Below are 26,710 nucleotides of genomic sequence, written 5' to 3'. Positions count from 1 at the left end.
TACTCTTAGGCCAGCCTTCTAGTTCATTATTATGCATAATACTTTTGAACGATTGTACCACAATCTTTACATAATGTCGGATGTTCTTTTACTTCACCTACTGTTGGTGTTACAACCCAACAACGTTCACATGTCTCACCTTCTGCGGGTTTAACAATGATTGACAGTGTGTTAAATACTTGCGCATCATCTGGAGCTTCCTTTTGCTCTCCAGCAATCGTTAATTGAGATACAATAAACATCTTTGCAAGATCATTTGTATTTTCTAGCAACTGTTTATATTTTTCGTTTGGATATAGTGTAATACTAGCTGTTAAAGATTTGCCAATAATTTTTTCATTTCGTGCATTTTCAAGTGCTTTAAGGACATCATCGCGAATTTCCATAAATGTATCCCATTTTTCTTCAATGGCATTAGAATTTTCTATTACCTGTGCCTTTGGCATATCAACAAGCTGTACGCTTTCTTCTGTCACGTTCGGAATATAAGTCCATACTTCATCAGCTGTATGAGGTAAAATCGGTGTGACTAGCTTAACTAATGCCAATAAGGACTCATGTAGAACGGTTTGGATTGCTCGACGATTTTTGCTATTAGCCGGCTCAATATATAGCACATCCTTTGCAATATCAAGGTAGAATGAGCTTAATTCAATCGTACAGAAATTGTTAATAGTATGATATACCTCAGCAAAGTCGTAATTTTCATATGCTTGAGTCACTTTATGAATGACTTTATTTAATTTAACTAAAATATACAAATCAACTTCACGAAGTTCATTTATTGGGACTTGATCCGCTGCCGGATTGAAGTCGTCTAAATTCCCTAATAAAAATCTGAAAGTATTACGGATTTTTCTGTATACCTCAGCAACCTGTTTTAAAATGGCATCTGAAACACGAACATCAGATTGATAATCAACAGATGCAACCCATAACCGCAAAATATCTGCACCGAGCTGTTGCATAACTTTATTAGGAACGACTACATTTCCTAGTGACTTACTCATTTTTCGACCTTCACCATCAAGTGCAAAACCGTGACTCAAAATCCCTTTGTAAGGTGCTTTACCTGTTACGGCAACACTTGTTGATAGCGAAGAGTTGAACCATCCACGATATTGGTCAGATCCCTCTAAATAAAGATCAGCAGGGCGCTGTAGACCCTCACGTTCAACCAAGACCGCCTGATGAGATGAACCTGAGTCAAACCAAACATCCATAATATCAGTTTCTTTTGTAAATTTTCCATTTGGACTATGTGATGATGTGAAACCTTCTGGCAATAAATCCTTAGCTTCTCTTTCAAACCATACATTTGAGCCATGCTCTCTAAAAAGATTTGAAACATGCTCAATCGTCTCATCTGTAATAATCGGTTCATTGTCTTCACCATAAAATACTGGTATTGGTACTCCCCACGCACGCTGGCGCGAAATACACCAATCTTCACGGTCCTTCATCATATTATATAGTCTTGTTTCACCCCATGCAGGAACCCATTTTACTTCTTTGATTGCCTGTAGTAGTTCATTGCGAAAATCTTTAATTGATGCAAACCACTGTGAAGTAGCACGGTAAATGACTGGCTTTTTCGTTCTCCAATCATGTGGATAGGAGTGAGTAATGAAAGTTAGCTTTAGTAAAGCTCCTACATCTTCAAGTTTTTTTGTAATTTCTTTGTTGGCATCATCATAAAACATTCCTTCAAATCCTGGTGCTTCATTTGTAAAGCAACCTCGATCATCAACTGGACTTAAAACGTCTAATCCATATTTTTTCCCAACAACAAAGTCATCTTCACCATGACCAGGAGCAGTATGGACACAACCTGTACCTGCATCGGTTGTGACGTGCTCTCCACACATCACAATTGAGTTACGATCGTAGAATGGATGGCAGGCAACAACATTTTCAAGTTCAGTACCCTTTAATGTTTTCTCAACTTTAACATTTTCCCACTCTAACACTTTTGCTACTTCTTCAAGTAATGCAGAAGCTAGTACATATTTACTGCTATCAACTTCTACTACACTATATTCTAGCTCTGGATGAACACATATTCCGAGATTGGCAGGAATTGTCCATGGGGTTGTTGTCCAAATGATAATTTTTTCATCCCCACTAAGTTTACCTTTTCCATCCTTCACCGAAAACGCAACGTAAATAGAAGCAGAGCGTTTATCTTGATATTCAATCTCAGCCTCTGCTAATGCCGACTCAGATGATGGAGACCAGTATACAGGCTTAAGTCCTTTATAAATATAGCCTTTCTTTGCCATTTCTCCAAAAACTTTAATTTGTTGCGCTTCATACCCTTTTGTTAATGTGATATAGGGATTCTCCCAATCACCGCGAACACCTAACCGTTTGAACTGCTCACGTTGACGATCAATTTGTTCATAAGCATATTCCTCACAAAGTTTGCGAAAGTCTGCTACGCTCATTTTTTTACGATCGACTTTTCCACTTTTAGTAAGTGCTGTTTCAATTGGTAAACCATGAGTATCCCACCCTGGTACATAGGGAGCATGATAGCCACTCATCGATTTAAACCTTACGATCATGTCCTTAATAATTTTATTTAATGCATGTCCCATATGGATATCACCATTTGCATATGGTGGTCCATCGTGCAAAATAAATAATGGACGGCCTTCTGTTCGTTTTTGAACCTTTTCATAAATGTTTTGTTCTTCCCATTTTGCTTGAATTTCTGGTTCACGCTTCGGTAAATTACCTCTCATCGGAAACTCCGTTTTTGGCATTAACAACGTATCTTTGTATTCCATATTTATCCTCCTAATAACATAGATTTTTCCCTTTTTATAGGCTATGGTAAACTTTTCTGTTACCAATATCAACAACGTGCTTTAACATATCTTTTTAATAAAAAAAACCTCCTCAATCCCTAAAAAGGGACGAGAAGGTTTCCCGCGATACCACCCATATTAGCTTTCTAAGTGGATATTTTCCATTAATAAATAAAAAGCACTTAGCAAAACTCACTTTAGCATTCGTAACGTGAATGAAACGCCAAAAACCTACTACCAACTATATCCTACTATTCAGGTCGGATTCGATCAGGACCTCAAGGGTGATTTTCATCTTTACCTCAATCATCAAGCTTTCACCAACCTTGACTCGCTAAAGAATGAACTGCAAAGATTACTGTCCCTATCATCGTAAATTATTTTATTAAAATTAGCTTATGTTAAAAGATTATATGCAATCAGAGCTTGTTCGTCAAGCTTTACTTATTGTTCTGTGTTATCATCGATTTCATCATCATTATATTGCATTAAATGATCCCAATCATCGCTCTCAATCATTTCTAATTGCGCTTTAATCAACATTCTAAAGCGATTACGAAATACTTTGGATTGCTTTTTTAACTCATCAATTTCAATCGCAATTTTACGCGACTTATTTAGAGCTTCATTAATAATTCTGTCAGCATTTTTTTCGGCTTCTTTAATAATTAGCTTTGATTCTGTATGTGCATTTCTTTTAACTTCCTCTGCTGCTTCTTGAGCAACAATAATCGATTTATTTAAAGTTTCCTCAATATTTGAGAAATGACCAACTTTCTCGGTTAAATCCTTCACTTTCTCTTCAAGCTCTTTTTTCTCGCGAATAATAAGCTCGTAATCTTTAATAACCTGATCTAAAAATTCATTCACTTCATCCTCGTCATAGCCACGAAAACCTTTACTAAATTCTTTATTATGAATATCTAACGGCGTTAACGGCATAGATGGCACCTCCAGTGGATCGTGATATTTTAGCTAACTTCATATCTATTTATTTTTCGACATTTACTTCTTGATTCCTGCATGAATGGAAATTATTTTTTCTTTAAAACGACAATTCGCCATTTTTCTTTTTTTGTTTGGCCCTCAATTGCTTTAATCATACAACGGCCATACCCCCTTAATGAAAGTGTATCACCTTTATGACAAATATATGAATTATCTTCAATAATTTTCCAATTAACTTTTACTAGTTTGTTTTGAATGTACGGAGTGACTCTTTGTCGTGATAAATGATGGACATTAGCTAAAATGACATCCAATCTGAGGGAAGAAACGGTTATTGTAATTTCCTGCCATGCTTCATTTGGAATAACCATACTTCTGAATGGGATTTCCTCAACTGAAATATTTGTTTTACCGACTTGATGGAAGTTTACTCTTACAAATTCAGCTATTTGCTGAATTGTTATAAACTGTACATCTAAATCGCCAATTAAAATATCCCCAAATTTCGATCGTTTAAGTCCTAATCCCATTAATGATCCAAGAATTTTTCGATGTTCAAGTTTTACAAATTTTCTCGGGTAATTTATCGTGAATAATGCAAGTTCAAAATCCTCAATTTCAGGTTCATAGTATTCTGGAAAAAGAATAGCCCTTTTTCGTTCTGCATGCTCAAATCCACCCCAAAAGCGACATTTTACTTCACCTTTAGTACCAATAATACTATGTAGTATTTCCTGCTCCCTCGGATCTAAAAAGTCTAGCAATTTATAAGAATATTGTTTTTTAACCTGTTCACTCCACTGAGTTACTTGATCAATAAATGCGTGTTCCTCTTTACGAAAATGCTGATATATTGACATTTCCAGTTATATGTCTCCTTTAGTTAAAAACAGGGATCTAGTGAAAGATCCCTGATAATCGATGTTATCTAAAAAAAGTTTAATAAGGAATAGGCGCCAGTTTGTGCTAATTGAAGAACTATAATAGCAACGATTGGGGATATATCAATGGGTCCAAGCGGCGGAATAATCCTCCGAAATGGTTCTAAATATGGTTCAACAATTCTCCCCATAAATTGACCTATTGATGATTGCCTTGCACCAGGAAACCATGACATAAAAATATAAATAATGATAATCCAAATATAGTAATAAATCGCCTGCCCTATTATACTAATAACGAGCCCCATGTTTTACCACCTCATCTCTGTTGACTCCGTTTCAATGTCCATTTCTGAAATTGAACCGGATACATCTACGTTTTCCGGCGTACAAATAAATGTATTTCCGCCAAGTTTTTTAATATCACCACCTATAGCATACACAGTACCGCTCAAAAAGTCGACAATTCGCTTTGCTTGATCATTGTGTACTCTTTGCAAATTAATGACGACGGCTCTCCTACTCTTCAAATGATCAGCAATCTCTTGAACTTCATCATATAGACGCGGTTCCATAAGGATTACTTTTGCTGATTGTTGAACACTTTGCAAGCTAACAACATTGTGCTTTCCATGGCGTTTAGCCGAACGAGTAGGTTCGATCTCCTCTTCAATATACTCTTCTTCATAATAATCTTCTTCATCATCTAAAGCAAAAAAGGTTCTAAACTTAGATTTAATACTCATATAAACACCTCCTAAAATTCTTTTCCTACTAAAGCAGTTCCAATTCTGATCATCGTTGCTCCTTCTTCAATTGCAATTTTATAATCATTCGACATTCCCATTGAAAGTTCAGTACATGGTGCATAAGGTAGAGCAGTAGCTTGTACTTTCTTTTGCAACTCTTTTACCTTTTTAAATGTATTTCGCAATAATTCCTCATTATCAGTAAGTGGGGCCATTGTCATTAAACCCTCTATAATAATATTAGGATATTGTCCAAGCTGTTCAATAAAAGGTAATACCTCTTCTTCCTGTAAGCCATGCTTGGATGGTTCCTTTGACGCATTAACTTGAACAAAGCATTTTATTTTGCGATTTACACGTGTGTTAATCTCTTTTGCTAATGATAGCCGATCTAATGAATGAATATAGTCAACATGATCAATGATATTTTTTACTTTTCTAGACTGGAGAGTACCAATGAAATGCCATATAGCTTGATCCCCTATTCCCTGCCATTTATCCAATAGACCTGAATCACGATTTTCGCCAATATTTTTTATACCTGCCTTTATGGCTTTTTTAGCAGTTTCAATTGACACATATTTTGTGACAGCAATAATTTTTATTTCGCTTGGTTCACGGTTCGATATGCGACAAGCTTCATTAATATTTGCTTGTATTTGTTTTAAATTATTTTCAACAGACAATGCTTGGACCTCCATAATTATTCACCCTTCATTCCGATAAAGCTAAGCATTCTCCCTGTTTTCCCATTATCACGGCGATGAGAAAAAAACAAATTATGATGACAACAAGTACAATATGTAGATATTTCGATATTGTTTGCAGAAACTCCTGCATTAATTAACAAAAGGAAGTTAGCTTGTTTTAAATTTAGACGATATTGCCCACCTTTGAGCTTACTGTAGACATCATCTAGCATTTTATAATCTAAAGCTTTATCAAGTTGTTCAATTACATTATTATCCACAATATAACAACATTCACCAATAGCCGGGCCAATCGAAACAAGAATTTCATCAGCTCGTACATTTTCCTTATTTGTCCATGCTTTTATCATTTCTCCAGCAATATTGTTTACCGTTCCACGCCAACCGGCATGTGCAATCCCAACTAAATGGTGCTTTGGGGCATAGAAATATAACGGTACACAATCAGCATATGCGGCAAATAAAAAAGTACTATCGTCTCCCGTATATAGACCGTCTACTCCTTTAATAGCCGTTTCCAACTCTGTAGCTCCCTTGCCTCGTTCAGCTTTTGTTACTCTTGTTATGTTAGCGCCATGGACTTGCTCGGCATAAACAGAAGAAGCAAGCGGAATATTAAGCTGTTTGGCCAGTTGTTCACGATTTTGGATAACATCCTCTGGAGAATCATATACATGGAGTCCTAAATTCATTGAATTAAATGGAGCTTTACTGAATCCACCTTGACGTGTTGTCATACCTACAACAATATTTCGATCAATTTTATTCCAGGAGTCAATAAATAAAAGCGAATCTTTAAAACGAAAAGGTTCTTTTTCCATCCATGAACTCCTTTCAATATGACATTATGTAATATTTTATTTTATTTTACCACATGATTGTAATAAAAATAGTAAAGAAACATGAAATTCTTCTAAATTACTATTCATTTCTATTTAATAATAGTTGGTGGCGAAACCTCGTCCTTGTTATTCTCATCAAAATAGTCGGATTGGAAATAGCGAACTAAAATTACATCCGTTCCTATTTTTACAATGTTTCTCCAAGGTATTAATATTTCTTCGTTTTTCCCAAATAAACCAAGCATCTTAGCACCTGTCTGAATGATAATGGCATCAATTTTGCCTGTATTTATATTTATGTCTAAATCACTAATATTCCCAAGCTTTTTCCCGTCTGCTACATTGACAACATCCTTTATTTGAAACTCGGAAATTGTAATCATCACTTCTCCCTCACTTTCTCTACTACTATATGTACCCCGAAGCTTGTACTATGCGTAATTGGTATTATTTTACGGGGGCAGGAACCTCTATGTATACCACTATGGACACCGCCCTGGCACCAAGTGAAAAAGGACTTGCTCACATTGGCAAGTCCTTTCGGGAACTATTGAATATTTTTATTCATTTGTTTAATAGCTGCTTTTTCTAAACGTGATACTTGGGCTTGAGATATCCCAATTTCTTCAGCAACTTCCATTTGTGTTTTCCCTTGGAAAAATCTTTTTGTTAAGATCAACTTTTCTCTTTCATTAAGTCGTCGCATACCTTCTTTCAATGCAATTTCCTCAATCCATTGCAGATCCTTACTTTTATCATCACTTAATTGATCCATTACAAAGATAGGATCGCCTCCATCATTGTAAATCGGCTCAAAAAGCGAAACAGGGTCTTGAATAGCATCTAGAGCGAAAACTATTTCTTCATGGGGAACTTCTAATACCTTTGCAATTTCTTCAGCAGTTGGCTCTCTAGAAGTTTCACTCATTAGTTTCTCTCTTACCTGTAAGGCTTTATAAGCAATGTCCCGTAAAGATCTAGAAACTCGAATTGGATTATTATCACGTAAATATCTTCTTATCTCGCCGATAATCATTGGGACAGCATACGTCGAAAATTTCACATTTTGGCCTAAATCAAAGTTATCAATTGATTTCATTAAGCCAATACAGCCAACCTGAAACAAATCATCCACATATTCGCCTCTGTTGTTAAATCGTTGAATTACACTGAGTACTAGACGTAAGTTACCGTTCACTAGTTTTTCCCTAGCACTGGTATCTCCATTTTGCATTTCCTTAAATAACTTACGCATTTCTTCATTCTTCAATACTGGAAGTTTTGATGTGTCTACACCACAAATTTCTACTTTGTTTCGTGTCATTCTTTCCCTCCCAACCTGCGAGGTTGCTGTATGAGTAAAGTATCTCCTCAAGAGGGAATTTTATGCACGAATTTACAATAATCCAAACTTACAATGTGTAGAACCTTGGTCCATCAATATTTTTTTATTTTATTGATCAACCTTACACCATTTTATTAAATTCTTTACGTAGGCGTTTAATAATTCTTTTTTCAAGTCGAGAAATATATGATTGTGAAATCCCAAGCATATCAGCCACATCTTTTTGTGTTTTCTCTTCACCGCCGATCAGCCCAAATCTCAGCTCCATAATTTGTTTTTCGCGGTCATTTAATTGTTCTAAAGATTTTAATAATAGCTTTCGATCAATACTGGCATCTAAATCCTTCGTAATAATATCCTCCTCAGTTCCTAATACATCCGATAGTAATAATTCATTTCCGTCCCAATCAATATTTAATGGTTCATCAAATGATACTTCTGATCGAATTTTATTATTACGCCGCAAGTACATTAATATTTCATTTTCTATACATCTTGAAGCATATGTAGCTAGCTTTATCTTTTTTTCGGGATTAAAAGTATTGACAGCTTTAATTAATCCAATTGTACCAATACTAATAAGATCCTCAATATTTATTCCTGTGTTTTCAAACTTTCTCGCAATGTAAACAACTAGTCTTAAATTTCTTTCAATTAATACAGATTTCGCAGCTTTATCACCTGTTGGTAGTTTTTCTAAAAGGTGTGCCTCTTCTTCCTTAGATAGTGGAGGAGGTAGAGCTTCTTTACCGCCAATATAGAATATTTCATCTGCTTTCAAGCCAAGTTTTATTAATAGTTTGTACCAAAGAAGTGTGAGTTTGAGTTTGATTTTTGCCAATTTACTTCCCCCTCATCTTTCTTATTATGCAGAAATATTTTTTATAAGCATCTTTGGATGAATAATACAATCGAAGTCCCCTTCAGACGATAAAGGAGTATAATTTAAGCCAACAAAAGCTTTTGTTACCATAATTTGCTCTTGACTCGTATGAATAATTACTTTATCTGGTTTAATCGCTAACAAAAATTGCTGCTCCATGCCAACAACCCGATAAGGGATTAAACGAATCCGGTGGGACCAATTTGCATCGATTTCCTCAAAAGAAAAATCATCTACACGTTGGGAGCAATCAATTATAGACGATGGTAAATAAGTTTTTGCTTTACTTAAATCTAGTATCATCACTGGTGTTCTTGTTAATGGATCATAGAGTTGATTGCCACTATCTATTAAGCCTTTTAAGAAAATAATATCCTGGCCAAAATCAACTTGAACATTAACAATTTCTTCATATTGAATTTTTTTCACTTCAATGCCATCAATATTTTGCTTTGAAAAGTACCAAATAAGTGGGAATCCGATTAAAACGAATAGCCAGCTTACCGGATCACCAAAACCACCAGTTTTAGAGGTAAGCATCCCATTTGCAAAGTAAAGGTCTGTTTGAAAAAAGTAATGTAATCCGAAGAGCCCCCCTCCAACCATGAACGTAATAAAATAAAAAGCAAAAAGATTTTTAAAAAAGTAACGAAATTTAAGGAATCCAAAGGCCATTCCGACAATAAGAATAGAATATAGTAGTTTAATAAGAGGTTGTGAAATGAAACCTTGGTACGGTGTAAAATATACTAATACAATTGTGGAGCCAATAAGTGCACCGAGAATCATTCGCCACTTTATTATTTTTCGTTTTAAAATAATGGCCGTTAAATACAACAATAATAAATCAAAGAAAAAGTTTAATAACCATATTACATCTAAATAAATGGTCAAAAATTTTCTCCTTTCATTACTTATAAATAGTGATAAAAGCTACAAAACTAGTATATACATAAAAAATTTTGAAGTGTGTCAAACGATGGCGGCTTCTCGATAGAGTTTTTGACAACTTTTGTAGAAACTTCAAAAAGCGTAAGCGCCTTAATCAGCTCTGATAAACAAAGGCGCAAACACCCTGATTAGCGACGTATAAACTAAGAGCGCATCGACTGAGATAAACAAAACACGTCGAGGGACGAGTCGATGTTGACTTATCGCAAAAGAGATGAGCGAAGTTTACTAGTCGCTGGGCGCTTGCGCTGGAGGACTACTCTCTGTGCTATAGTATTTATCCACAGGATCAAATTTTATAATTTCCTAAACAAAAAAAACACCTACCCAAAAGGTACGTGTTTCTTTTAATATATTCATATGTGATTTTTTAGTGGCGGCGATTACGATTTCGTAAAAAAGTCGGAATATCAAGGGTATCCTCGGCACTAGTTGGCTGACCACCTGTTCCAACATGTGACACTTCAGGCTGCTCGTGCTGTTCTTCTCTGCGTACTGCTCTGCTTGGCTGAATCCCCGGACGGTTAATACCAATACCTCTACCAAACTGATCTTGTCTTTGTTTGTTTAAGTCCGTTTCCTTGAACCCCGTTGCAATAACGGTTACTACAATTTCATCCTTTAAGTCCTCATTAATAACAGAACCAAAAATCATATTTACTTCTTCATCCGATGCTGAAGCAACAATATCGGCAGCTTCTTGAACCTCATAGAGACTTAGGTTCATACCACCAGTGATATTCATAATGACACCTTGAGCACCATCAATAGAAGTTTCAAGAAGTGGACTTGAAATTGCTTTTTTAGCAGCATCAACTGCACGGTTTTCACCTGTCGCGATACCGATTCCCATTAATGCAGAACCTTTGTCAGACATAATTGTTTTCACGTCTGCAAAGTCCAGATTAATCAAACCAGGTGTTGCAATCAGATCGGAAATACCTTGTACACCTTGACGTAAAACATTGTCAGCCTCACGGAAAGCTTCAAGCATAGGTGTGTTTTTATCTACTATTTCTAGCAATCTATCATTTGGAATAACAATTAATGTATCTACGTTTTCTTTAAACGCAGCGATTCCACTTGCAGCTTGAGTAGAACGTTTTCTTCCTTCAAATGTAAAGGGACGCGTTACAACACCTACTGTCAAAGCACCTAAGCTTTTTGCAATGGATGCTATAACAGGGGCTGCACCTGTTCCTGTACCACCACCCATCCCAGCAGTAACAAAGACCATATCTGCTCCTTTAAGAGCTTCTTCGATTTGTTCCCTGCTCTCTTCAGCTGCTTTCTTGCCAACTTCCGGGTTAGCACCGGCACCAAGACCCCTTGTAAGTTTTGTACCAATTTGTAATTTAATTTCAGCTTTCGACAAATTTAAAGCTTGTGCATCTGTATTCACAGCTATAAATTCTACTCCTTGAACTCCATGTTCAATCATACGGTTAACAGCATTGCTTCCGCCACCGCCAACACCGATTACTTTTATAGAAGCTAACTGATCCATCTGTGTATCAAACTGCAACATCACAAAATCCTCCTATATTCCAAATTCCGACTATTGTTGTTCTTATTCAAAAAAGGATTTGAATAGTTCTTTCGCTTTTGTTACAACACTTGTATTATTTGCTTTTGGCTTTTTAACTACTTGTTGAATTCTTTTTTGTTGTCGGTCTACTTCAACATTAGATACCGATGATGGAAGTTTTGAACCATATAATTTAGCACTCCGGTATACATATTGTAATAAACCAACACTCGTTGTGTATATAGGGTCACGAACCCCAATATAATCAGGCTTAGCAATACGTAAATTATGTTGAAGAACAAGCTGAGCTAGTTCCAATAATCCTGGCAAATTTGCAACACCACCAGTAAAAACATAACCACCTGGCAAATCTCGATAGCCTAATTTTTTTATTGTCTCCTGTACGATAAGGAGGACTTCTTCCAGTCTAGCTTCTATTATATCAGAAAGGTCAAGTTGACTATATTGCTCTTGGATGTCACTACCTATTACCGGGACATAAAAGATCTCATCGGCAGAAGCATGATCATAAAACGCATATCCATGCTTAAGTTTGATTTTTTCCGCTTCCTCTGTTGAAGTTCTAAGACCGATAGAAATATCATTCGTCATATGGTCTCCGCCAATTGGTAATACTTGAGTTACTTGTAGGTGACCATGCTCAAATATAGATAAGGTTGTTTGCCCCCCACCAATATCAACAAGCGCCACACCAATATTCTTTTCATCCTTCGATAACGCGATGGATCCAGTAGCAAGTGGCTGTAAACAAATATCAGTTATTTCAAGACCCGCTTTTTCTACACACTTCAAGAGATTATGTAAAATTGTTCTTGACCCTGTGACAATCGTTCCTTCAACCTCTAAGCGTACACCTATCATACCACGCGGATCATTAATACCATCCAAGCCATCTACGATAAACTGATGCGGTACAACACCAATTATCTCACGCTCAGGTGGGATAGAAATAACTTGAGCTGCATCAATAACACGAGCAATATCTTCATTTCCGATTTCACGGTTTTCACTAGAAACTGCAACAACCCCATGTGATGGAATAAGCTGAATATGATTTCCAGCAACTCCAACGACAACGCGATTTACATTCATGCCAACCATTCGTTCGGCTTGATCAACAGCCTTCCTAATAGACTGCACAGTTTCATCTATGTCAATGATCGATCCTTTTTTAATACCTTCAGATTTTACGTTCCCCACACCTATAATGTTTAAGGAATCATTCGATACTTCGCCAATGATCACTTTAACATTGGATGTACCGATGTCAAGGCTTACAATGATTTCACTGCTGTTCATTCTTTGGCACCTCCTCCAAAAAATTCTCATGTTCGCTATTCATGATGTTACATCAAAAAAGTGTTCAACATTAAAAATATTCAACATGAACGTCTTTTTCCCTTTATAAAATTGAGATTTTTTTCTATTTTTCGCGAGAAGTTGTCCATTTTGACAAAAGTATTCTCCGAATAACCGCGATATTTTGAAATAATCGGACTCCAAATGCAAACACTGCGGCTAAGTATAAGTCTACACCAAGATGAACACCTAGAAAAGATAAACTTGCAGCAAGTAAAATATTGGAGAAAAAACCAGTAACAAATACCCTATCATCGTATGTGTTTTGTAAGTGAGCTCGAATTCCACCAAATAGTGTATCTAGCGCTGCTAAAACTGAAATTGAAAGATACATTGAATATTCATCTGGTATTCTTAAGTCTGTTAATAAACCTAAAAAGATACCTATTAATAATCCTAATACCGGTAACCACATTTTAGCTGTTCCCTCATTTTTTTCATTTTCCTATTTAATAGGTTCAACAGGCTCCATAAACTGATTCCTTAAAACTGCATCATAAGCCGGCAAAACTACTTCTTGCTGCAATGCTGATGTTAATTCTAAATTCTCTAAAGCAAAAAATTCATCAACAATTTGTGAAACCTGCATTTGATTATGCAATTTTTCCGGATTTTTCGCAATCACTTTTATTTCAATCGGTAATGGACCTATCGGAGTGTTGTTGACATATGTTTTACCATTTACATCTCTTATTGGTGTAGTCGCAATCACTCGTTCATCATCAATTGAAACTGAAGTTGCTTGATACCTAAATAATTCATTAATTAGTCGAATCAAAAGTTCCGGTGGAACCGTCTTATATCCACGGCCGACTAACATCTCATTAAATGATGGCTTAATTGTTAAAATAATACCAGAGCCTTTTAGCTCAGTTAAGCCAATTTTTTTCTTTAATTCTTCAAGCTGTTTTGTTATCCCTTGTTGTTTACTATAATAAGGAGCTTCTTCGTACTTCTTTAAAGTTTCATCTTTATTTCTTATTTCCTGATAAAGCTCTGTAATGAGCTCTTGCTCACGTTCTATAGCTGCACGAATTTCCCATATATCCCTTGTATCACGAACATTTGGTTCTTGTGTTGTTTGAAATTGAATGGCAGCCATAAACCCTAAAATAACAGTAATAATGGTTAAGGTTATTACTTTTTTATCCATAATATAGAATCATCCTTCATCCGAGCACAAATTGTTAATCATTTTTAACACCAAGATATGGTTCAAAGATGAGTTCAACCTTTTTTTCTATTTTCACTTCAACATTATCCATTACGAGCTGATCACGTACTCCTTGGACAATCGTTAACGCACTAAACAATACCTCAGGATCACCGATTGCTGAGATGACGAATGGCGCATTGTGTTCATTTCCATCCACACTAATAACCGGTCCAATACAAGCAATATAGCTATTTTGCATTAAGCGCTGACCATTTATTGCGATTGCCCTTGCTCCAGCTGTTAATAATTCATTAACTACTTTATGAACGTGTCCGTCGTGAACAATATAATTATTCGGATTATCTTCTAATTTAACGTAAGAGGAATCAGCTAAAGTAACTTCAATACCGGGACCTTTTACTTGAACTTCACCCGCAAACATCCGGAGCTTCTCAACATCTTCAACTATTGTTTTAAACGATTTTTCCTGTTGGGCTAAATCTGCTTCTATTTCTCTAATTTTTTGTTGTTTATCTGTTAATTCTTGTTGGAGTTTATCTGTTGTTTCTTCAAGACGAATTAATTTCTCGCGTAGCTCATATTCTCTCTGCCATTGCTTGCTTTCGGCTATATTCTCTGTTTTCCCACTCGTTAATTGGTAGGAGAATGAAATAAGAAATCCTAAAACTAACGTTACAAAAGAGAGAATCACATGTTTACCGTTCACTCTCACTTTCTTCATCCCCCGCCTTTTCATATGCTCTAAAATAAGAACCAACTTCTAAATGGATAACACCAAAATGCTCGTCACTTAACTTTTCAACAATACTTGGATAATTGCTAATCTTTTTGGCGAAATCTCGTACTGTTGCACTAACTTCATGCCCATCACTCATATATAACGTAAGATGGAGCGGATCAATATTATCTGGAGTAAGGTGAATCTCAGAAATTCGGTTTAATACACTTACAGGTACTTTTCTAAGTTGTGCTGCCATTTCCTGAAGTACTTCGCTTTGTTTCCAATTCATTAATAGTGGAGCATCTGCTGGAATTTCACTTAATTTCCCTTCAGTAAGCATTTTACCAGTTTCCAATATTGGGTAGAATGAAGATCCATCAACTAAATAAGCGACTCTTTTATATTCGTAAACTTTTATATTGATGTGATTAGGAAAATGTCGCGAAACTTTAACGTTAGCGATTTGATTGTGTGCTTGGATACGTTCTACAATTTTATCTACCTGAACCTTCCAGAAGCTTGTCCCAATATCAATATGACTAAGTTTTCGTATTTCATCTGCAGTAACATGTACATTGCCTGTAACATTTATTGATTGTACTTTACTTAATGGGGACTGGAAATAAAGAACGAATAAAACTAATACAAAGAAAAGGGAACTATATAGAATAAGGCGGCGATTAGCTTTTTCCTTTCTTTGTTGCTTTAACTTTGGAATTCGGTCCTCGATTGCAATTACTTTTCCTTTTTTCATTCGAAATCCCCCATAATACAAAGCCTTCACACAACAAATAGATGACTCTAGTTAATTGCTTGTTAATCAAGAATAATAAGACAAACGGCATAAATCATGCCGTTTTGTCGGTCACTCTTATGAAGTTCATTTCCATTATAACAAAGGTACTTATATTTTTGCTATAAGTTATCGTTACTTTCCACCAATAATTTCAATTTCTGTTTCCATTTTAATTGAATACTTTTCCATGATTATTTGTTGTATATAATGAATTAAATCTAGTACATTTTGGGCGGTAGCGTTTCCAGTATTAACTATAAAATTGCCATGAAGGTCCGATATTTTGGCTCCACCGATTTGATACCCTTTAAGACCAGCTTCCTCAATTAGTTGCCCTGCATAATGGGGCAAAGGATTTCTAAAAATACTACCAGCACAAGGGAAATTCCATGGTTGTGTCTCTTTTCGATAATCTTTATTTTTTTGCATTTCCTTTACAATTGTCTCACGGTCACCTTTTTTTAAGCGGAATATGGCTTCGACCACTATACCCGGTTTAATTTTTTGGAGGACAGAGGTCCGATATGAAAACTGCATTTCTTCATTACTTAACCAACCACTACTCCCATCCGCAAATACACAATATGCCTTCACAAGAATTTTTGATATATCTGAGCGGTGAGCTCCAGCGTTCATATAAACGGCCCCACCAACCGATCCCGGGATACCCCCTGCAAATTCTAAGCCAGATAATCCTTTTTTACTTATAATAGTAGCTAATGAAATAAGTGAAAACCCGCTTCCAACTCGAACCTCACAACCGTTTATTTCTAAATCGTCTAATCCTTCACCAAGCTTAATAATAACCCCGCGTATTCCACCGTCAAGTACTAATAAATTAGAACCACGTCCAATAGCTCGCCATGGTACACCAGCCTCATTCACAAGTTCAAGTACTTGTTTTACACTTTCTACACTGTTTGGCTCAATAAAAAGATCAGCAGGGCCACCTATTTTCATCGTTGTGTGACCTTTTAGCGGCTCATTCATAAGGACCTTACCAATATTTGCTTCCCGAAGCTTTACCATTAAATCTTCCATGGTGCCCTCCTTTTTAGACGATTTTGCTAGTTAGTAATAATTTATGCAAGTATGTCTTGTCACGTACAAATTTAGATTAATTGCTTCATCAAATCATATAATTTTTGCGCAGCATCTGGTATTCCTAAACCTTTAGATGCTACTTTCATTTGTTGTAACGCTTCTTCATTTAGTAATATTTGATCGATATCTGTTAAAAGAGCAGCACCACTTATTTCTTTTTCTAAGCGGACAATTGCCGCTCCCTTCTCACTCAATGCTCTCGCGTTTTTTTCTTGATGATTGTTTGTAACATACGGGCTTGGAATTAGAATGCTTGGTATCCCTAATGCAGTGATCTCCGCAAGCGTTGTAGCGCCAGCCCGAGCAACAATTAAATCAATGCCTGCTAATACTTCCGGCATATTATGAATAAAAGGCTTAATAATCACATTACTTGGATTGCCAACCTTATCGACTTCACGCTTTACATTTTCGTAATGCACCTCACCAGTGACATAAACAACGTGGTATTGCTTTTCACCAACCTTAGGTAGAACTTCTAAAAATGCATCATTTATCGGTTTTGCTCCACGGCTTCCACCAACTATTAACACAATTTTTTTTGTAGACGAAAATCCTAGTACGTCTCTTCCTTTTTGACGATCATTCCCAACTACCTCGGAAGCTCTCGGGTTCCCTGTAAAAACAACTTTATTTCTTGGGAAAAATTGTTCTGCTTCCTGAAAGCATATAGCAACTTTATCTACGTATTTACTTAAAAATTTGTTTGTTAATCCTGGAACACTATTTTGTTCGTGAATAATTGTAGGGATATTTAGCTTAGCTGCAGCATATACAACCGGGCCACATACATACCCACCTGTTCCCAGTACTACATCAGGTTTAAACTGTTTTATATACTTTTTACTTATTGAAACTCCTTTTAAAAAACGTAGAATGGTTTTCACATTTTCAAACGATAAGCTTCTTTTAAATCCGGAAATCTCGATTGCTTCAAATGGAATGTTCGCTCGATTCACTATGGAGCTTTCCAATCCATTTTTTGTTCCGATATATAAAAACTCTGCCTCCGGGTTATGTTTTCTCACTTCATTAATGAAGGCAATTGCAGGATATATGTGGCCGCCAGTGCCGCCACCACTTACTACAATTTTCACGGCGATCCCCCATTTTTTCTAATACTTGTAAAATTTCCAACTGTAGAAAAATCATTGCTCCCTTTTTACAAGCAAAAAATAATAGAAACCCTGTTAAAAACAGGGTTATAAGCTTCCTTTATAAATTATTACAACGAAATATTAGGTAAATGTCAATTATTTCTTAGTACCGGGCATAGCGACTAATATTTAATAAGACTCCGACAGCCATAAGCATTAATGTTAATGAAGATCCACCATAGCTCAAAAACGGAAGGGTAATTCCGGTTACTGGCATAAGACCTGTCACAACACCGATATTTATGATAACTTGAATCGCAATCATTGCAATTATTCCGATGCCTAAAAAGCTTCCGAATAAATCTGGTGCACCTAGAGCTATCCTTACACCGCGCCACAATAATAATGCAAATAGCAATATCACAAATGTTCCACCAATGAATCCCAATTCTTCGGCAATAATCGAAAAAATAAAATCTGTTTGTGGTTCAGGTAAATAAAAAAACTTTTGTCGGCTCTGACCTAACCCTAATCCAAGTAACCCACCTGGACCAATTGCATATAACGATTGAATAATTTGAAAACCGCTATCAAGTGGATCTTGCCATGGATCCAAAAAGGCAGTAATTCGTTTTATTCGATATGGTGCTGACGCAATTAAAGCAATAAATCCAGCAATACCTAAAAGACCTAATCCAACGAAGTGACTAATTCTAGCACCGGCAACATATATCATTACAACACATGTCCCTACCATTACAACACCAGTTCCTAAGTCCGGCTGTAGCATGATAAGACCAAAGGCTAAAAATACTAATGAAAGCGAAGGAACCAATCCTTTACGAAACGATGTTACATGCTTTTGGTTTTCTGATAGAAACTTTGCCAAAAAAGCAATCATCGCAATTTTCATAAATTCTGACGGCTGAATAGAAAAAGCCCCTATACCTAACCAACTCTGTGCTCCACCACGAACAAGTCCAACACCAGGAATTAAGACAATAATTAATAACATAAAACAACTAACGATGATTACCTTTGACCATGTCCGCCATGTCCAATAGTCAATATTCATAATAGCAAACATGGCAATAACTCCAACTCCTGCAAATAGAAGCTGCCTTTTTGCAAAGAAGAACGAATCATCAAATTTATAATTGGCCCACACAGCACTAGCACTATACACCATAATCATACCAACTGCTAATAAGGCCAAAGTAGCAAGAATAAGAATAAAATCGGGCGTAGATTTTTTATTCTGCAACTTTATACACCTCAATCAATTTTTCTATGCATTCATACCTTCGTAGGACTAGTCTACTTTAAGTTTATGCACAGAATGAACAAACATGTCTCCACGTTCTTCAAATGTTTTGAATTGATCCCAGCTTGCGCACGCAGGTGACAATAAGATAACGTCACCCTCATCCGCTAAATCATAAGCTAACGGCACAGCCTTTTCTACATTATCGACATGTTTAATTGTATTAATTCCTGCTTGTTTCGCCGCATTTGAAATTTTCTCTGCCGTTTGTCCAAACGTTATAACAGCCTTCACTTTTTTTAAAGCAGGAATGAGTTCGTCAAAGCTATTTCCACGATCTAACCCACCAGCCAGCAAAATCATCGGTTCTGAAAAAGCCGATATGGCTTTTTGCGTAGCTAATATATTGGTTGCTTTTGAATCATTGTAAAATTTACGCCCGTTAATCGTTTCTACATATTGTAAGCGGTGCTTTACACCAGTAAATGTTTGCAATACTTCTTTTATCGCATTGTTTGAAGTACCTAATATTTTTGTAGCCGCAATAGCCGCTAAAATGTTTTCTAAGTTATGTAAACCAGGTAATAAAATATCAGTTAAATCGATAATTGCCTCATCATTATAAAATATTTTCCCTTCTACAATATAAACTCCCTTTTTTATATTTTTTGAAACGGAAAAATAAACAACATTCGCCCTTGTATGCTTTGCTAACTCGACTACATCGGTGTCATCGTAGTTTACAACAGCAAAATCAGTATCCGTCTGGTTTTTAAAAATATTTGCTTTTGCTTTCCCATACTCTTCCTTTGTTCCGTGGTAATCTAAATGCGCATTAAATAAATTAAGTAATACAGAAACCTTCGGTTTAAATTGACGTATTCCCATTAGCTGAAAAGAGGACAACTCCATCACTAATAATTCATCCTCTTTTGTTTTGGCCGCAACTTCACAAGCAACCAAACCAATATTCCCAGATAATTTGGGGTTTTTATGGCCTGCTTTTAATATTTCATAAATCAACGTTGTCGTTGTTGTTTTTCCATTCGAGCCTGTAATCCCAATAATATCAGCCTCAGAAATCGTGTAAGCGATCTCTACCTCTGTTATGATAGGGATGCCTTCTTCAGTTGCTTTTTTTAAGACGATATTGCTATATGGTATTCCAGGATTTTTTACGATTAAATCAAAATGATTGTCCATTAAATTGTCGGGATGTCCGCCACCAATCACAACAATTCCATTTCTTACTAATTCACTTGCTTCTTCACTTTCATCAAGCGATTGATAATCATTAACGGTAACGTTAGCCCCTAAGTCATGCAGGATTTTAGCCGCTGCATATCCACTTTTGGCTAATCCTAGTACTAGGATTTTTTTTCCTTCATACTCTGTTGTCAGTTTCAATTAGATCCACACCTCGATATAAATTCCTATTCCTGCAAACAATAAACCTATGATCCAAAAAGTTGTCACCACACGCCACTCAGACCAACCTATTAATTCATAGTGATGATGTAATGGGCTCATCTTAAAGACACGTTTACCAGTTGTCTTAAAAGAAATGACTTGAATAATAACGGATAATGTTTCGATGACAAACACGCCACCAATTATGACTAATAGTACTTCAAGCTTCAACAATATCGCAACAGCTGCGATTGCACCACCTAAAGCTAAAGAGCCTGTATCCCCCATAAAAACCTTTGCAGGATGGGCGTTAAAAACAAGAAAGCCTAATACCGCTCCAACAACGGCAATAGAAAATAATGCTACTTCATACTGAGATTGATTCCATGCCAAAATCGCAAAAGCCCCAAAGGCAATTGCTGCAGTCCCAGCTAGGAGTCCATCTAGCCCATCTGTTAAATTAACAGCATTAGACGCCCCAACAAGCATAATAATCAAAAGTATAATATAGGTCCAACCAATATCAATCGATATATCGGTACCTGGTATATTAATATATGTAGAAAATCCTAATTTATTTAAAAAGAAATAAAATATAATAGCGATTATAAATTGACCAATTAGCTTTTGTTTGGATGATAAGCCTAGATTGCGTTTCATGACAATTTTAATAAAATCGTCCAAAAACCCTAAGACTCCATATCCTATTGTTATAAATAACAGCAAATACGTTTCCATAGTAGGGGCTGAGAATTTGCCTGTCATGACTAAAGTTGTGATAATAATTGCTAGTAAAATCATCACACCGCCCATCGTGGGAGTACCCGATTTTTTTTGATGCGACTTTGGACCTTCCTCACGAATACTTTGACCAAACTTTAACCGGCGTAAAAATGGAATCATGATAGGGGATAATAATGCCGCAATTAAAAAAGCCATTATAATTGTCATTAACATACTGCGTTCAAGCATTCTTGTCCTCCTTTCTCTTTTCGTTATTATTTACATAAACGCATTAGAATCCTATGCTTAACAATCTTCTACTAATCCTCTGACTAGCGATTCTAGTCTTGCACCTCGAGAAGCTTTTAAAAGAACAACGGTATCAGGAGCAAGCAACTCTAAAATAAAAGGTAAAGCTTCTTCTTTTCTTAAAAAGCTATAGACCGAAGCTAACTTTGCTTGCTTTCTTACTTCATCAGCAATCCAATTTGCTTTTTCACCAATACAAATCAACTCTGTAATCGGTGGCTCAATGACAGAAGCGACACTTCGGTGCAACGCTTCTTCCTCAGGTCCCAGTTCATAACTATCTCCTAAAACTAATACTTTTTTATCATAAAAATCCATTGCCTTTATCGTTTCGATTGCAGCTTTCATTGAAGTTGGACTTGAATTATATGCATCATTAATAATCAATGCTTCGTTTTTCCCACGCAGCTGTTCAAGACGCATACCCGTAATATGAGTATTTGAAAATGCTGCTCTTATTTGGTCGGTGGTAAGTCCTAACTCCAAACCTAAGGCAATTGCAAGACATGCATTCTTTGCATTATGCTGTCCAAGTAAAGGTAACTCATAGACAACATCATCTATGGTAAAGAGTAATCCATTTCTTTTGACCTGTATATTAGAAATAACAATATCATTAGTTGCCTCTATACCACAATGGATAACTGAAATATCTTTCGGTTTAACTTTTAATAATGGTTCATCTCCGTCAACAAACAGCTTTCCCTCAGGCTGTAAACCATCTATTATTTCTAACTTAGCCCGCGCAATTCCTTGTCTACTACCTAGAAATTCAATATGAGATTCACCAATATTAGTGATTATTCCATAATGTGGCTTTGCTATTCTACTTAATAACGAGATTTCACAAAAATTGCTCATACCCATTTCTACGATTAAAACTTCAGTTCCCTCAGGCATAGATAATATAGTTAACGGCATACCAATATGATTGTTGAGATTGCCTTGGGTTTTATATGTTTTATATTTCTTTTGTAAAACGGCTGATACTAGGTCCTTTGTAGTTGTTTTTCCATTAGAGCCAGTGATGCCAATTACTAGTGGCTTCGTTTTTTCCAAGACATTCCTTGCTAGTGCTTGTAAGCCTTTAATGGTATCTGATACAAAAAATATTGGAAATTCAGTCGGTACAAACGAAGGTATTGGTTTATCTTTCTGCCATAAAACGGCAACAGCCCCATTATGGATAGCATCCATTAAAAAATCGTGCCCGTCAAACCGATCTCCAGTAATGGGAATAAATAACCCTTTACGCACTGGTTTTCTGCTATCAGTAAAAACCTCATCAATCATAATATTTTCATTAATCGAACCTCTATTGTTAGGGAATATTTGCCGAAGATCTGTTATTGAGAGCTTCATGACAATCTCTCCTTTATCGCATCTTTTGCAACTTCGCGATCATCAAAGTCTAAAACTTTAGAACCTATAATTTGATACGTTTCATGTCCCTTTCCGGCAATTAAAATAACATCATCTTTTTCAACTTGTTTGACCGCATAATAAATAGCTTCTTTTCGATCAACAATGACTTTATATGATTCTCCGACAACCCCAGCTTCCATATCCTTTAAAATTTCAACCGGATCCTCTGAGCGAGGGTTATCAGAAGTAAAAATAGCAACATCACCATTTTTCACAGCAATTTGCGCCATTATTGGCCGTTTTGTCTTATCTCGATCACCACCACAACCTACAATACAATATACCTTTCCTTTCGCAAATTGTTTTACGGTTGTTAGGGCATTTTCTAAGCTATCAGGTGTATGTGAATAATCAACGATAACAGTAAATTCCTGATTTTCATTAACGACTTCAAAGCGGCCAGCTACCCCTTCGATTTTTTCAACTGCACTTATGATAACGTCGAATGGTACGTTTGCTGCGATCCCAACTGTTATTGCCGCCAATACATTATAAACACTGAATTTGCCAATAAGCTTCATCGAAATTTGTGCTTCTCCAATTGGTGTCGACAATCTGAAGGTCGTTCCTTGGGAACTCATCTTAATCTCAGACGCCCTAACATTACAATCATTGTCAATTCCATATGTTAATATATGAGCACCTGCAACCAGTTTCTGAAAAAGCTCAGTATAAGGATCATCACTATTTATCACAGCATATTTTGGATTTTGATACTCAAGCGAATTCCCTAATTGTGAAAATAGCAGCCCCTTTGCACGTGCATACTCATCCATAGTTTTATGATAATCAAGATGATCTTGAGTTAAGTTTGTAAATACTGCGATATCATAATCACAACCACGTACACGCCCCATGTCTAACGCATGGGAGGAAACCTCCATCGTGGCTGTCGTTACGTTCTTTGCTACCATGCTATGAAACATTTGTTGTAATAATAATGATTCTGGAGTAGTATTCTTTACATCGTATGTCTCATCACCAATTTTTATATACATTGTCCCAATAAGACCAGTATAATCTCCGTTAGTTTTAAATATTTCATCAATTATATGTGTTGTCGTTGTCTTACCATTCGTACCAGTTACTCCAATCAAGCGAAGACCTTTTGTCGGTTGCCCATAAAAAAAATCAGCCAAATAAGCTAAAGCTCTTTTTGTATCCTGAACAACAATATAAGGAATAGATTCATTGATTGGCAACTCTTTCTCAGCAATAATTGCACTAGCCCCATTTTCAATCGCTTGATTGACAAAGTTATGTCCATCAACTGTAAATCCATTTATACATACAAATAAGCTACCCTTCTGTACTTTCCTTGAATCCATTTCTATAGATGTTATTTCTGGATTTCCTTTATGTATTTGCTTGTAAAAAGATAAGCTTTCAAGTAAACTTTGAAGTTCCATTTCGGATTCCCTTTCTATCATTAAAATTCATCACTTATCTATTATAACAAAAGGGAAGTTGTCTTAATAATGTATATTTAGAAAAACTGGAATTCCACGAAAAAACCGTGAAATTCCATGTTGATTATGCCTTCTTTACTTTTCTCCCAAATAAACACGAATTGTTGATCCTGTTTCAACTTTAACCCCCGGTTTAGGTGCTTGATCAATAATGACCGTACCTTCTCCACTTTTATCAATTCTTAAATCAATTAAATATTGTTGGAGCTCTTTCGTCGTGAGACCGATAATATTAGGTACTTCTACCATCAAAGGGTCCGGCCATGTATATTTCTTTTCAATTTGCCCTGTTCGCTTTTTCACATCAAGAACACGAAGGCTATCTTCAATAATATTACCTACAATTGGAGCAGCTACAACACCGCCAAATTGAACCGTATCCTTAGGATTATCAATCGCTGTATAAACGACTATTTCCGGATCATCAGCAGGGGCAAAGCCAATAAAAGAGACAATATGGTTGTTTTCCATATATCGTCCATCCTTTACTTTCTGTGCTGTTCCCGTTTTTCCGCCAACGCGGTATCCATCGACAAATGCGCCTTTCCCAGTACCTTGTGCGACAACACTCTCAAGTGCATATCTTATTTGTTCAGATGTCTTCTCGGATATTACTCTTTTCGTCATAATTGGAGTATTACGACTTACTACCATACCCGTTGTTGGGTCAACCCATTCTTTCGCAATATATGGTTGATATAAATATCCACCATTTACCGCTGCCGCAACAGCGGCTACTTGTTGAATCGGCGTAACTGAAACTCCTTGACCAAACGCTGTTGTCGCTAATTCTACAGGACCAACTCGTTCTAATTTAAATAAAATTCCAGTCCCTTCCCCTTGCAAATCAATTCCAGTTTTTCTTCCGAAGCCAAAATCCTTAATATATTGAAACAATTTTTCTTTACCAAGCTTTTGTCCCAATGTAACAAAGCCAGGGTTACATGAATTTTGAACAACTTCTAGGTAGGATTGATGACCATGCCCGCCTCTTTTCCAGCACCGCGGGGTTGCTCCCTCAACTTTTATAAAACCCGGATCATGAAAATGATCCTTCTCGAGATCAACTAATTTTTCTTCAAGCGCAGCTGCTAATGTAATAATTTTAAAGGTAGATCCAGGTTCGTATGTACTCCACACTGGCAAATTACGATTGTATACTTCCTGTGCGACTTCTTGATATCTTTCAGGATCAAAGTCTGGTCGACTTGACATCCCAAGGATTTCACCAGTATTAGGATCCATAGCAATTGCAATTGCTCCATCAGGATGATACGTTGCTTCAGCAATATCAAGTTCCCTTTCAATTATTGTCTGAACCCTTGAATCAATTGTTAATTTCATGTTTAACCCATCGATCGGCGGTATATAATTTTCGGTTGAATCTGGCATACGTCTTCCTTTCGCATCAGCAATAAAGGAAACATGCCCTTTTTCACCGCGTAACTTTTCGTCATAATAAAGTTCTAATCCCATCAATCCTTGATTGTCAATACCGGTAAACCCTAATACATGGGATAAATAGCTACCGAAAGGATAATGTCGTTTTGAATCCTCGGCAATATAAACTCCTTTTAATCCTAGTGCCCTTATTTCACTTGCTTTTTCATTGGATATTTTGCGTCCTTCAGGAATTCGTTCATTTGATGAATTTTTTGTAATATATCGATAGGCTTTTTCTTCTGACATATTTAAAACAGCAGCTATTTTTTTGGCAGCATCTACAGGATCTTCAATTTGCCTTGGCACAATATAAACCGTCGGAGCACTTACATTCGTTGCTAAAGGAATCCCATTACGATCAAGTATCTCCCCTCTTTCAGGCTCAAATGGAATATCCCTGCCCCACGAATCTAAAGCTTTTTCGCTTAGCCAATTCCCCAACACTAATTGTACATAGCCTAAACGTACATCTATGACTGCAAAAAGTAACAGCCCAATGATGAGCACTGTTACTAGTCGTTTTCGAACAGTTACATTTGAAACTCTCAAAACTAAAGCCCCCCTCTATTGCCAACATAACCGACATAAAAGCTTGTTTCATAATATGCCTGTACAAAAAATAATAGAACAAAGAAAAGCTGAATCGCCTTGATCAGCCCTGAATGGAAAATGCTCTTTCCACAAAGAAGTCTGCTTTTGACTTCGTATGTGGAAAGAAATTTTCACAAAGGGCTAGGCGATG

Annotated in this window: 25 protein-coding genes and 1 other annotated feature; all 25 genes read right to left on the bottom strand. The window is 36.3% G+C overall.

Features of this window, described 5'->3' with window-relative positions; translation table 11 throughout:
• Positions 1-29: 29 nt before the first annotated feature.
• Positions 30-2,792 carry an isoleucine--tRNA ligase gene (gene ileS, locus D612_RS0101225; RefSeq protein ID WP_017753650.1) on the bottom strand — a complete coding sequence of 921 codons (2,763 nt, stop codon included), beginning with the start codon at positions 2,790-2,792 and terminating at the stop codon, positions 30-32.
• 122 nt (positions 2,793-2,914) lie between these two features.
• Positions 2,915-3,193: a binding site (T-box leader), on the bottom strand.
• A 64-nt stretch (positions 3,194-3,257) separates the two neighbouring features.
• On the bottom strand, positions 3,258-3,755 hold the full coding sequence (locus D612_RS0101220; RefSeq protein WP_017753649.1) for a DivIVA domain-containing protein: 498 nt from the start codon (positions 3,753-3,755) through the stop codon (positions 3,258-3,260).
• Positions 3,756-3,847: 92 nt separating this feature from the next.
• Positions 3,848-4,621, bottom strand: a complete 774-nt coding sequence (locus tag D612_RS0101215) for a YlmH family RNA-binding protein (RefSeq protein WP_017753648.1) — start codon at positions 4,619-4,621, stop codon at positions 3,848-3,850.
• 68 nt (positions 4,622-4,689) lie between these two features.
• Positions 4,690-4,950: a YggT family protein gene (locus tag D612_RS0101210; protein WP_017753647.1), complete on the bottom strand. Its 261-nt coding sequence runs from the start codon at positions 4,948-4,950 to the stop codon at positions 4,690-4,692.
• 3 nt (positions 4,951-4,953) lie between these two features.
• On the bottom strand, positions 4,954-5,388 hold the full coding sequence (locus D612_RS0101205; protein WP_017753646.1) for a cell division protein SepF: 435 nt from the start codon (positions 5,386-5,388) through the stop codon (positions 4,954-4,956).
• 11 nt (positions 5,389-5,399) lie between these two features.
• Positions 5,400-6,077: a YggS family pyridoxal phosphate-dependent enzyme gene (locus D612_RS0101200; RefSeq protein WP_026092348.1), complete on the bottom strand. Its 678-nt coding sequence runs from the start codon at positions 6,075-6,077 to the stop codon at positions 5,400-5,402.
• A 17-nt stretch (positions 6,078-6,094) separates the two neighbouring features.
• A complete protein-coding gene (pgeF, locus tag D612_RS0101195) occupies positions 6,095-6,922 on the bottom strand; it encodes a peptidoglycan editing factor PgeF (protein WP_017753644.1) in 828 nt (275 codons plus the stop codon).
• Between the two features lie 110 nt (positions 6,923-7,032).
• The gene (locus D612_RS0101190; protein WP_017753643.1) at positions 7,033-7,326 is read right to left on the bottom strand and encodes a YlmC/YmxH family sporulation protein; all 294 of its coding nucleotides are present in this window, start codon (positions 7,324-7,326) and stop codon (positions 7,033-7,035) included.
• Positions 7,327-7,490: 164 nt separating this feature from the next.
• Entirely contained in the window at positions 7,491-8,267 is a 777-nt protein-coding gene (gene sigG / locus D612_RS0101185; protein WP_017753642.1) for an RNA polymerase sporulation sigma factor SigG, read from the bottom strand.
• A gap of 142 nt (positions 8,268-8,409) precedes the next feature.
• Entirely contained in the window at positions 8,410-9,129 is a 720-nt protein-coding gene (gene sigE / locus D612_RS0101180) for an RNA polymerase sporulation sigma factor SigE (protein ID WP_017753641.1), read from the bottom strand.
• Positions 9,130-9,153: 24 nt separating this feature from the next.
• Entirely contained in the window at positions 9,154-10,065 is a 912-nt protein-coding gene (gene spoIIGA / locus D612_RS0101175) for a sigma-E processing peptidase SpoIIGA (RefSeq protein ID WP_017753640.1), read from the bottom strand.
• Positions 10,066-10,492: 427 nt separating this feature from the next.
• Positions 10,493-11,650: a cell division protein FtsZ gene (gene ftsZ, locus D612_RS0101170; protein ID WP_017753639.1), complete on the bottom strand. Its 1,158-nt coding sequence runs from the start codon at positions 11,648-11,650 to the stop codon at positions 10,493-10,495.
• 42 nt (positions 11,651-11,692) lie between these two features.
• The gene (gene ftsA / locus D612_RS0101165; RefSeq protein ID WP_017753638.1) at positions 11,693-12,970 is read right to left on the bottom strand and encodes a cell division protein FtsA; all 1,278 of its coding nucleotides are present in this window, start codon (positions 12,968-12,970) and stop codon (positions 11,693-11,695) included.
• Between the two features lie 124 nt (positions 12,971-13,094).
• Positions 13,095-13,445, bottom strand: coding sequence for a small basic family protein (locus D612_RS0101160; protein ID WP_017753637.1), 351 nt, complete (start codon positions 13,443-13,445; stop codon positions 13,095-13,097).
• Between the two features lie 30 nt (positions 13,446-13,475).
• Positions 13,476-14,183 carry a DUF881 domain-containing protein gene (locus D612_RS0101155; RefSeq protein WP_017753636.1) on the bottom strand — a complete coding sequence of 236 codons (708 nt, stop codon included), beginning with the start codon at positions 14,181-14,183 and terminating at the stop codon, positions 13,476-13,478.
• A gap of 34 nt (positions 14,184-14,217) precedes the next feature.
• Entirely contained in the window at positions 14,218-14,919 is a 702-nt protein-coding gene (locus D612_RS0101150) for a DUF881 domain-containing protein (protein ID WP_017753635.1), read from the bottom strand.
• Positions 14,903-15,682 (bottom strand): cell division protein FtsQ/DivIB, encoded by a 780-nt coding sequence (locus D612_RS0101145; RefSeq protein WP_017753634.1) that lies wholly within the window; start codon positions 15,680-15,682, stop codon positions 14,903-14,905. The genes D612_RS0101150 and D612_RS0101145 overlap by 17 nt, the downstream gene beginning before the upstream one ends.
• Before the next feature lie 174 nt (positions 15,683-15,856).
• Entirely contained in the window at positions 15,857-16,765 is a 909-nt protein-coding gene (gene murB, locus D612_RS0101140; RefSeq protein ID WP_017753633.1) for a UDP-N-acetylmuramate dehydrogenase, read from the bottom strand.
• A gap of 71 nt (positions 16,766-16,836) precedes the next feature.
• Positions 16,837-17,925 carry an undecaprenyldiphospho-muramoylpentapeptide beta-N-acetylglucosaminyltransferase gene (murG, locus tag D612_RS0101135; protein ID WP_017753632.1) on the bottom strand — a complete coding sequence of 363 codons (1,089 nt, stop codon included), beginning with the start codon at positions 17,923-17,925 and terminating at the stop codon, positions 16,837-16,839.
• A 163-nt stretch (positions 17,926-18,088) separates the two neighbouring features.
• Positions 18,089-19,189, bottom strand: a complete 1,101-nt coding sequence (gene spoVE, locus D612_RS0101130; protein WP_017753631.1) for a stage V sporulation protein E — start codon at positions 19,187-19,189, stop codon at positions 18,089-18,091.
• Positions 19,190-19,237: 48 nt separating this feature from the next.
• Positions 19,238-20,596, bottom strand: coding sequence for a UDP-N-acetylmuramoyl-L-alanine--D-glutamate ligase (gene murD, locus D612_RS0101125; protein ID WP_017753630.1), 1,359 nt, complete (start codon positions 20,594-20,596; stop codon positions 19,238-19,240).
• Complete coding sequence (mraY, locus tag D612_RS0101120) at positions 20,597-21,571, bottom strand: phospho-N-acetylmuramoyl-pentapeptide-transferase (RefSeq protein ID WP_017753629.1); 975 nt, start codon at positions 21,569-21,571, stop codon at positions 20,597-20,599.
• A gap of 57 nt (positions 21,572-21,628) precedes the next feature.
• On the bottom strand, positions 21,629-22,993 hold the full coding sequence (locus tag D612_RS0101115; protein ID WP_017753628.1) for a UDP-N-acetylmuramoyl-tripeptide--D-alanyl-D-alanine ligase: 1,365 nt from the start codon (positions 22,991-22,993) through the stop codon (positions 21,629-21,631).
• Positions 22,990-24,465: a UDP-N-acetylmuramoyl-L-alanyl-D-glutamate--2,6-diaminopimelate ligase gene (locus D612_RS0101110; RefSeq protein ID WP_026092347.1), complete on the bottom strand. Its 1,476-nt coding sequence runs from the start codon at positions 24,463-24,465 to the stop codon at positions 22,990-22,992. Before D612_RS0101110 ends, D612_RS0101115 begins: the two co-directional genes overlap by 4 nt.
• A gap of 135 nt (positions 24,466-24,600) precedes the next feature.
• A complete protein-coding gene (locus D612_RS0101105) occupies positions 24,601-26,517 on the bottom strand; it encodes a stage V sporulation protein D (RefSeq protein ID WP_017753626.1) in 1,917 nt (638 codons plus the stop codon).
• Positions 26,518-26,710 lie beyond the last annotated feature (193 nt).

Source organism: Calidifontibacillus oryziterrae (assembly GCF_000331575.1).
In the GTDB taxonomy this organism is placed as follows: domain Bacteria; phylum Bacillota; class Bacilli; order Bacillales; family Bacillaceae_J; genus Calidifontibacillus_A; species Calidifontibacillus_A oryziterrae.
Note: the sequence above shows the minus strand (reverse complement) of the source record. Positions and strands in the feature narration are given on the sequence as shown.

What these genes read in the sequence shown, in the direction of transcription:
- ileS (WP_017753650.1), bottom strand. Translation starts at nt 2,792, where the DNA reads ATGGAATACAAAGATACGTTGTTAATGCCAAAAACGGAGTTTCCGATG.
- D612_RS0101220 (WP_017753649.1), bottom strand. Translation starts at nt 3,755, where the DNA reads ATGCCGTTAACGCCGTTAGATATTCATAATAAAGAATTTAGTAAAGGT.
- D612_RS0101215 (WP_017753648.1), bottom strand. Translation starts at nt 4,621, where the DNA reads ATGTCAATATATCAGCATTTTCGTAAAGAGGAACACGCATTTATTGAT.
- D612_RS0101210 (WP_017753647.1), bottom strand. Translation starts at nt 4,950, where the DNA reads ATGGGGCTCGTTATTAGTATAATAGGGCAGGCGATTTATTACTATATT.
- D612_RS0101205 (WP_017753646.1), bottom strand. Translation starts at nt 5,388, where the DNA reads ATGAGTATTAAATCTAAGTTTAGAACCTTTTTTGCTTTAGATGATGAA.
- pgeF (WP_017753644.1), bottom strand. Translation starts at nt 6,922, where the DNA reads ATGGAAAAAGAACCTTTTCGTTTTAAAGATTCGCTTTTATTTATTGAC.
- D612_RS0101190 (WP_017753643.1), bottom strand. Translation starts at nt 7,326, where the DNA reads ATGATTACAATTTCCGAGTTTCAAATAAAGGATGTTGTCAATGTAGCA.
- sigG (WP_017753642.1), bottom strand. Translation starts at nt 8,267, where the DNA reads ATGACACGAAACAAAGTAGAAATTTGTGGTGTAGACACATCAAAACTT.
- ftsZ (WP_017753639.1), bottom strand. Translation starts at nt 11,650, where the DNA reads ATGTTGCAGTTTGATACACAGATGGATCAGTTAGCTTCTATAAAAGTA.
- ftsA (WP_017753638.1), bottom strand. Translation starts at nt 12,970, where the DNA reads ATGAACAGCAGTGAAATCATTGTAAGCCTTGACATCGGTACATCCAAT.
- D612_RS0101160 (WP_017753637.1), bottom strand. Translation starts at nt 13,445, where the DNA reads ATGTGGTTACCGGTATTAGGATTATTAATAGGTATCTTTTTAGGTTTA.
- D612_RS0101155 (WP_017753636.1), bottom strand. Translation starts at nt 14,183, where the DNA reads ATGGATAAAAAAGTAATAACCTTAACCATTATTACTGTTATTTTAGGG.
- D612_RS0101145 (WP_017753634.1), bottom strand. Translation starts at nt 15,682, where the DNA reads ATGAAAAAAGGAAAAGTAATTGCAATCGAGGACCGAATTCCAAAGTTA.
- murB (WP_017753633.1), bottom strand. Translation starts at nt 16,765, where the DNA reads ATGGAAGATTTAATGGTAAAGCTTCGGGAAGCAAATATTGGTAAGGTC.
- mraY (WP_017753629.1), bottom strand. Translation starts at nt 21,571, where the DNA reads ATGCTTGAACGCAGTATGTTAATGACAATTATAATGGCTTTTTTAATT.
- D612_RS0101115 (WP_017753628.1), bottom strand. Translation starts at nt 22,993, where the DNA reads ATGAAGCTCTCAATAACAGATCTTCGGCAAATATTCCCTAACAATAGA.
- D612_RS0101110 (WP_026092347.1), bottom strand. Translation starts at nt 24,465, where the DNA reads ATGGAACTTCAAAGTTTACTTGAAAGCTTATCTTTTTACAAGCAAATA.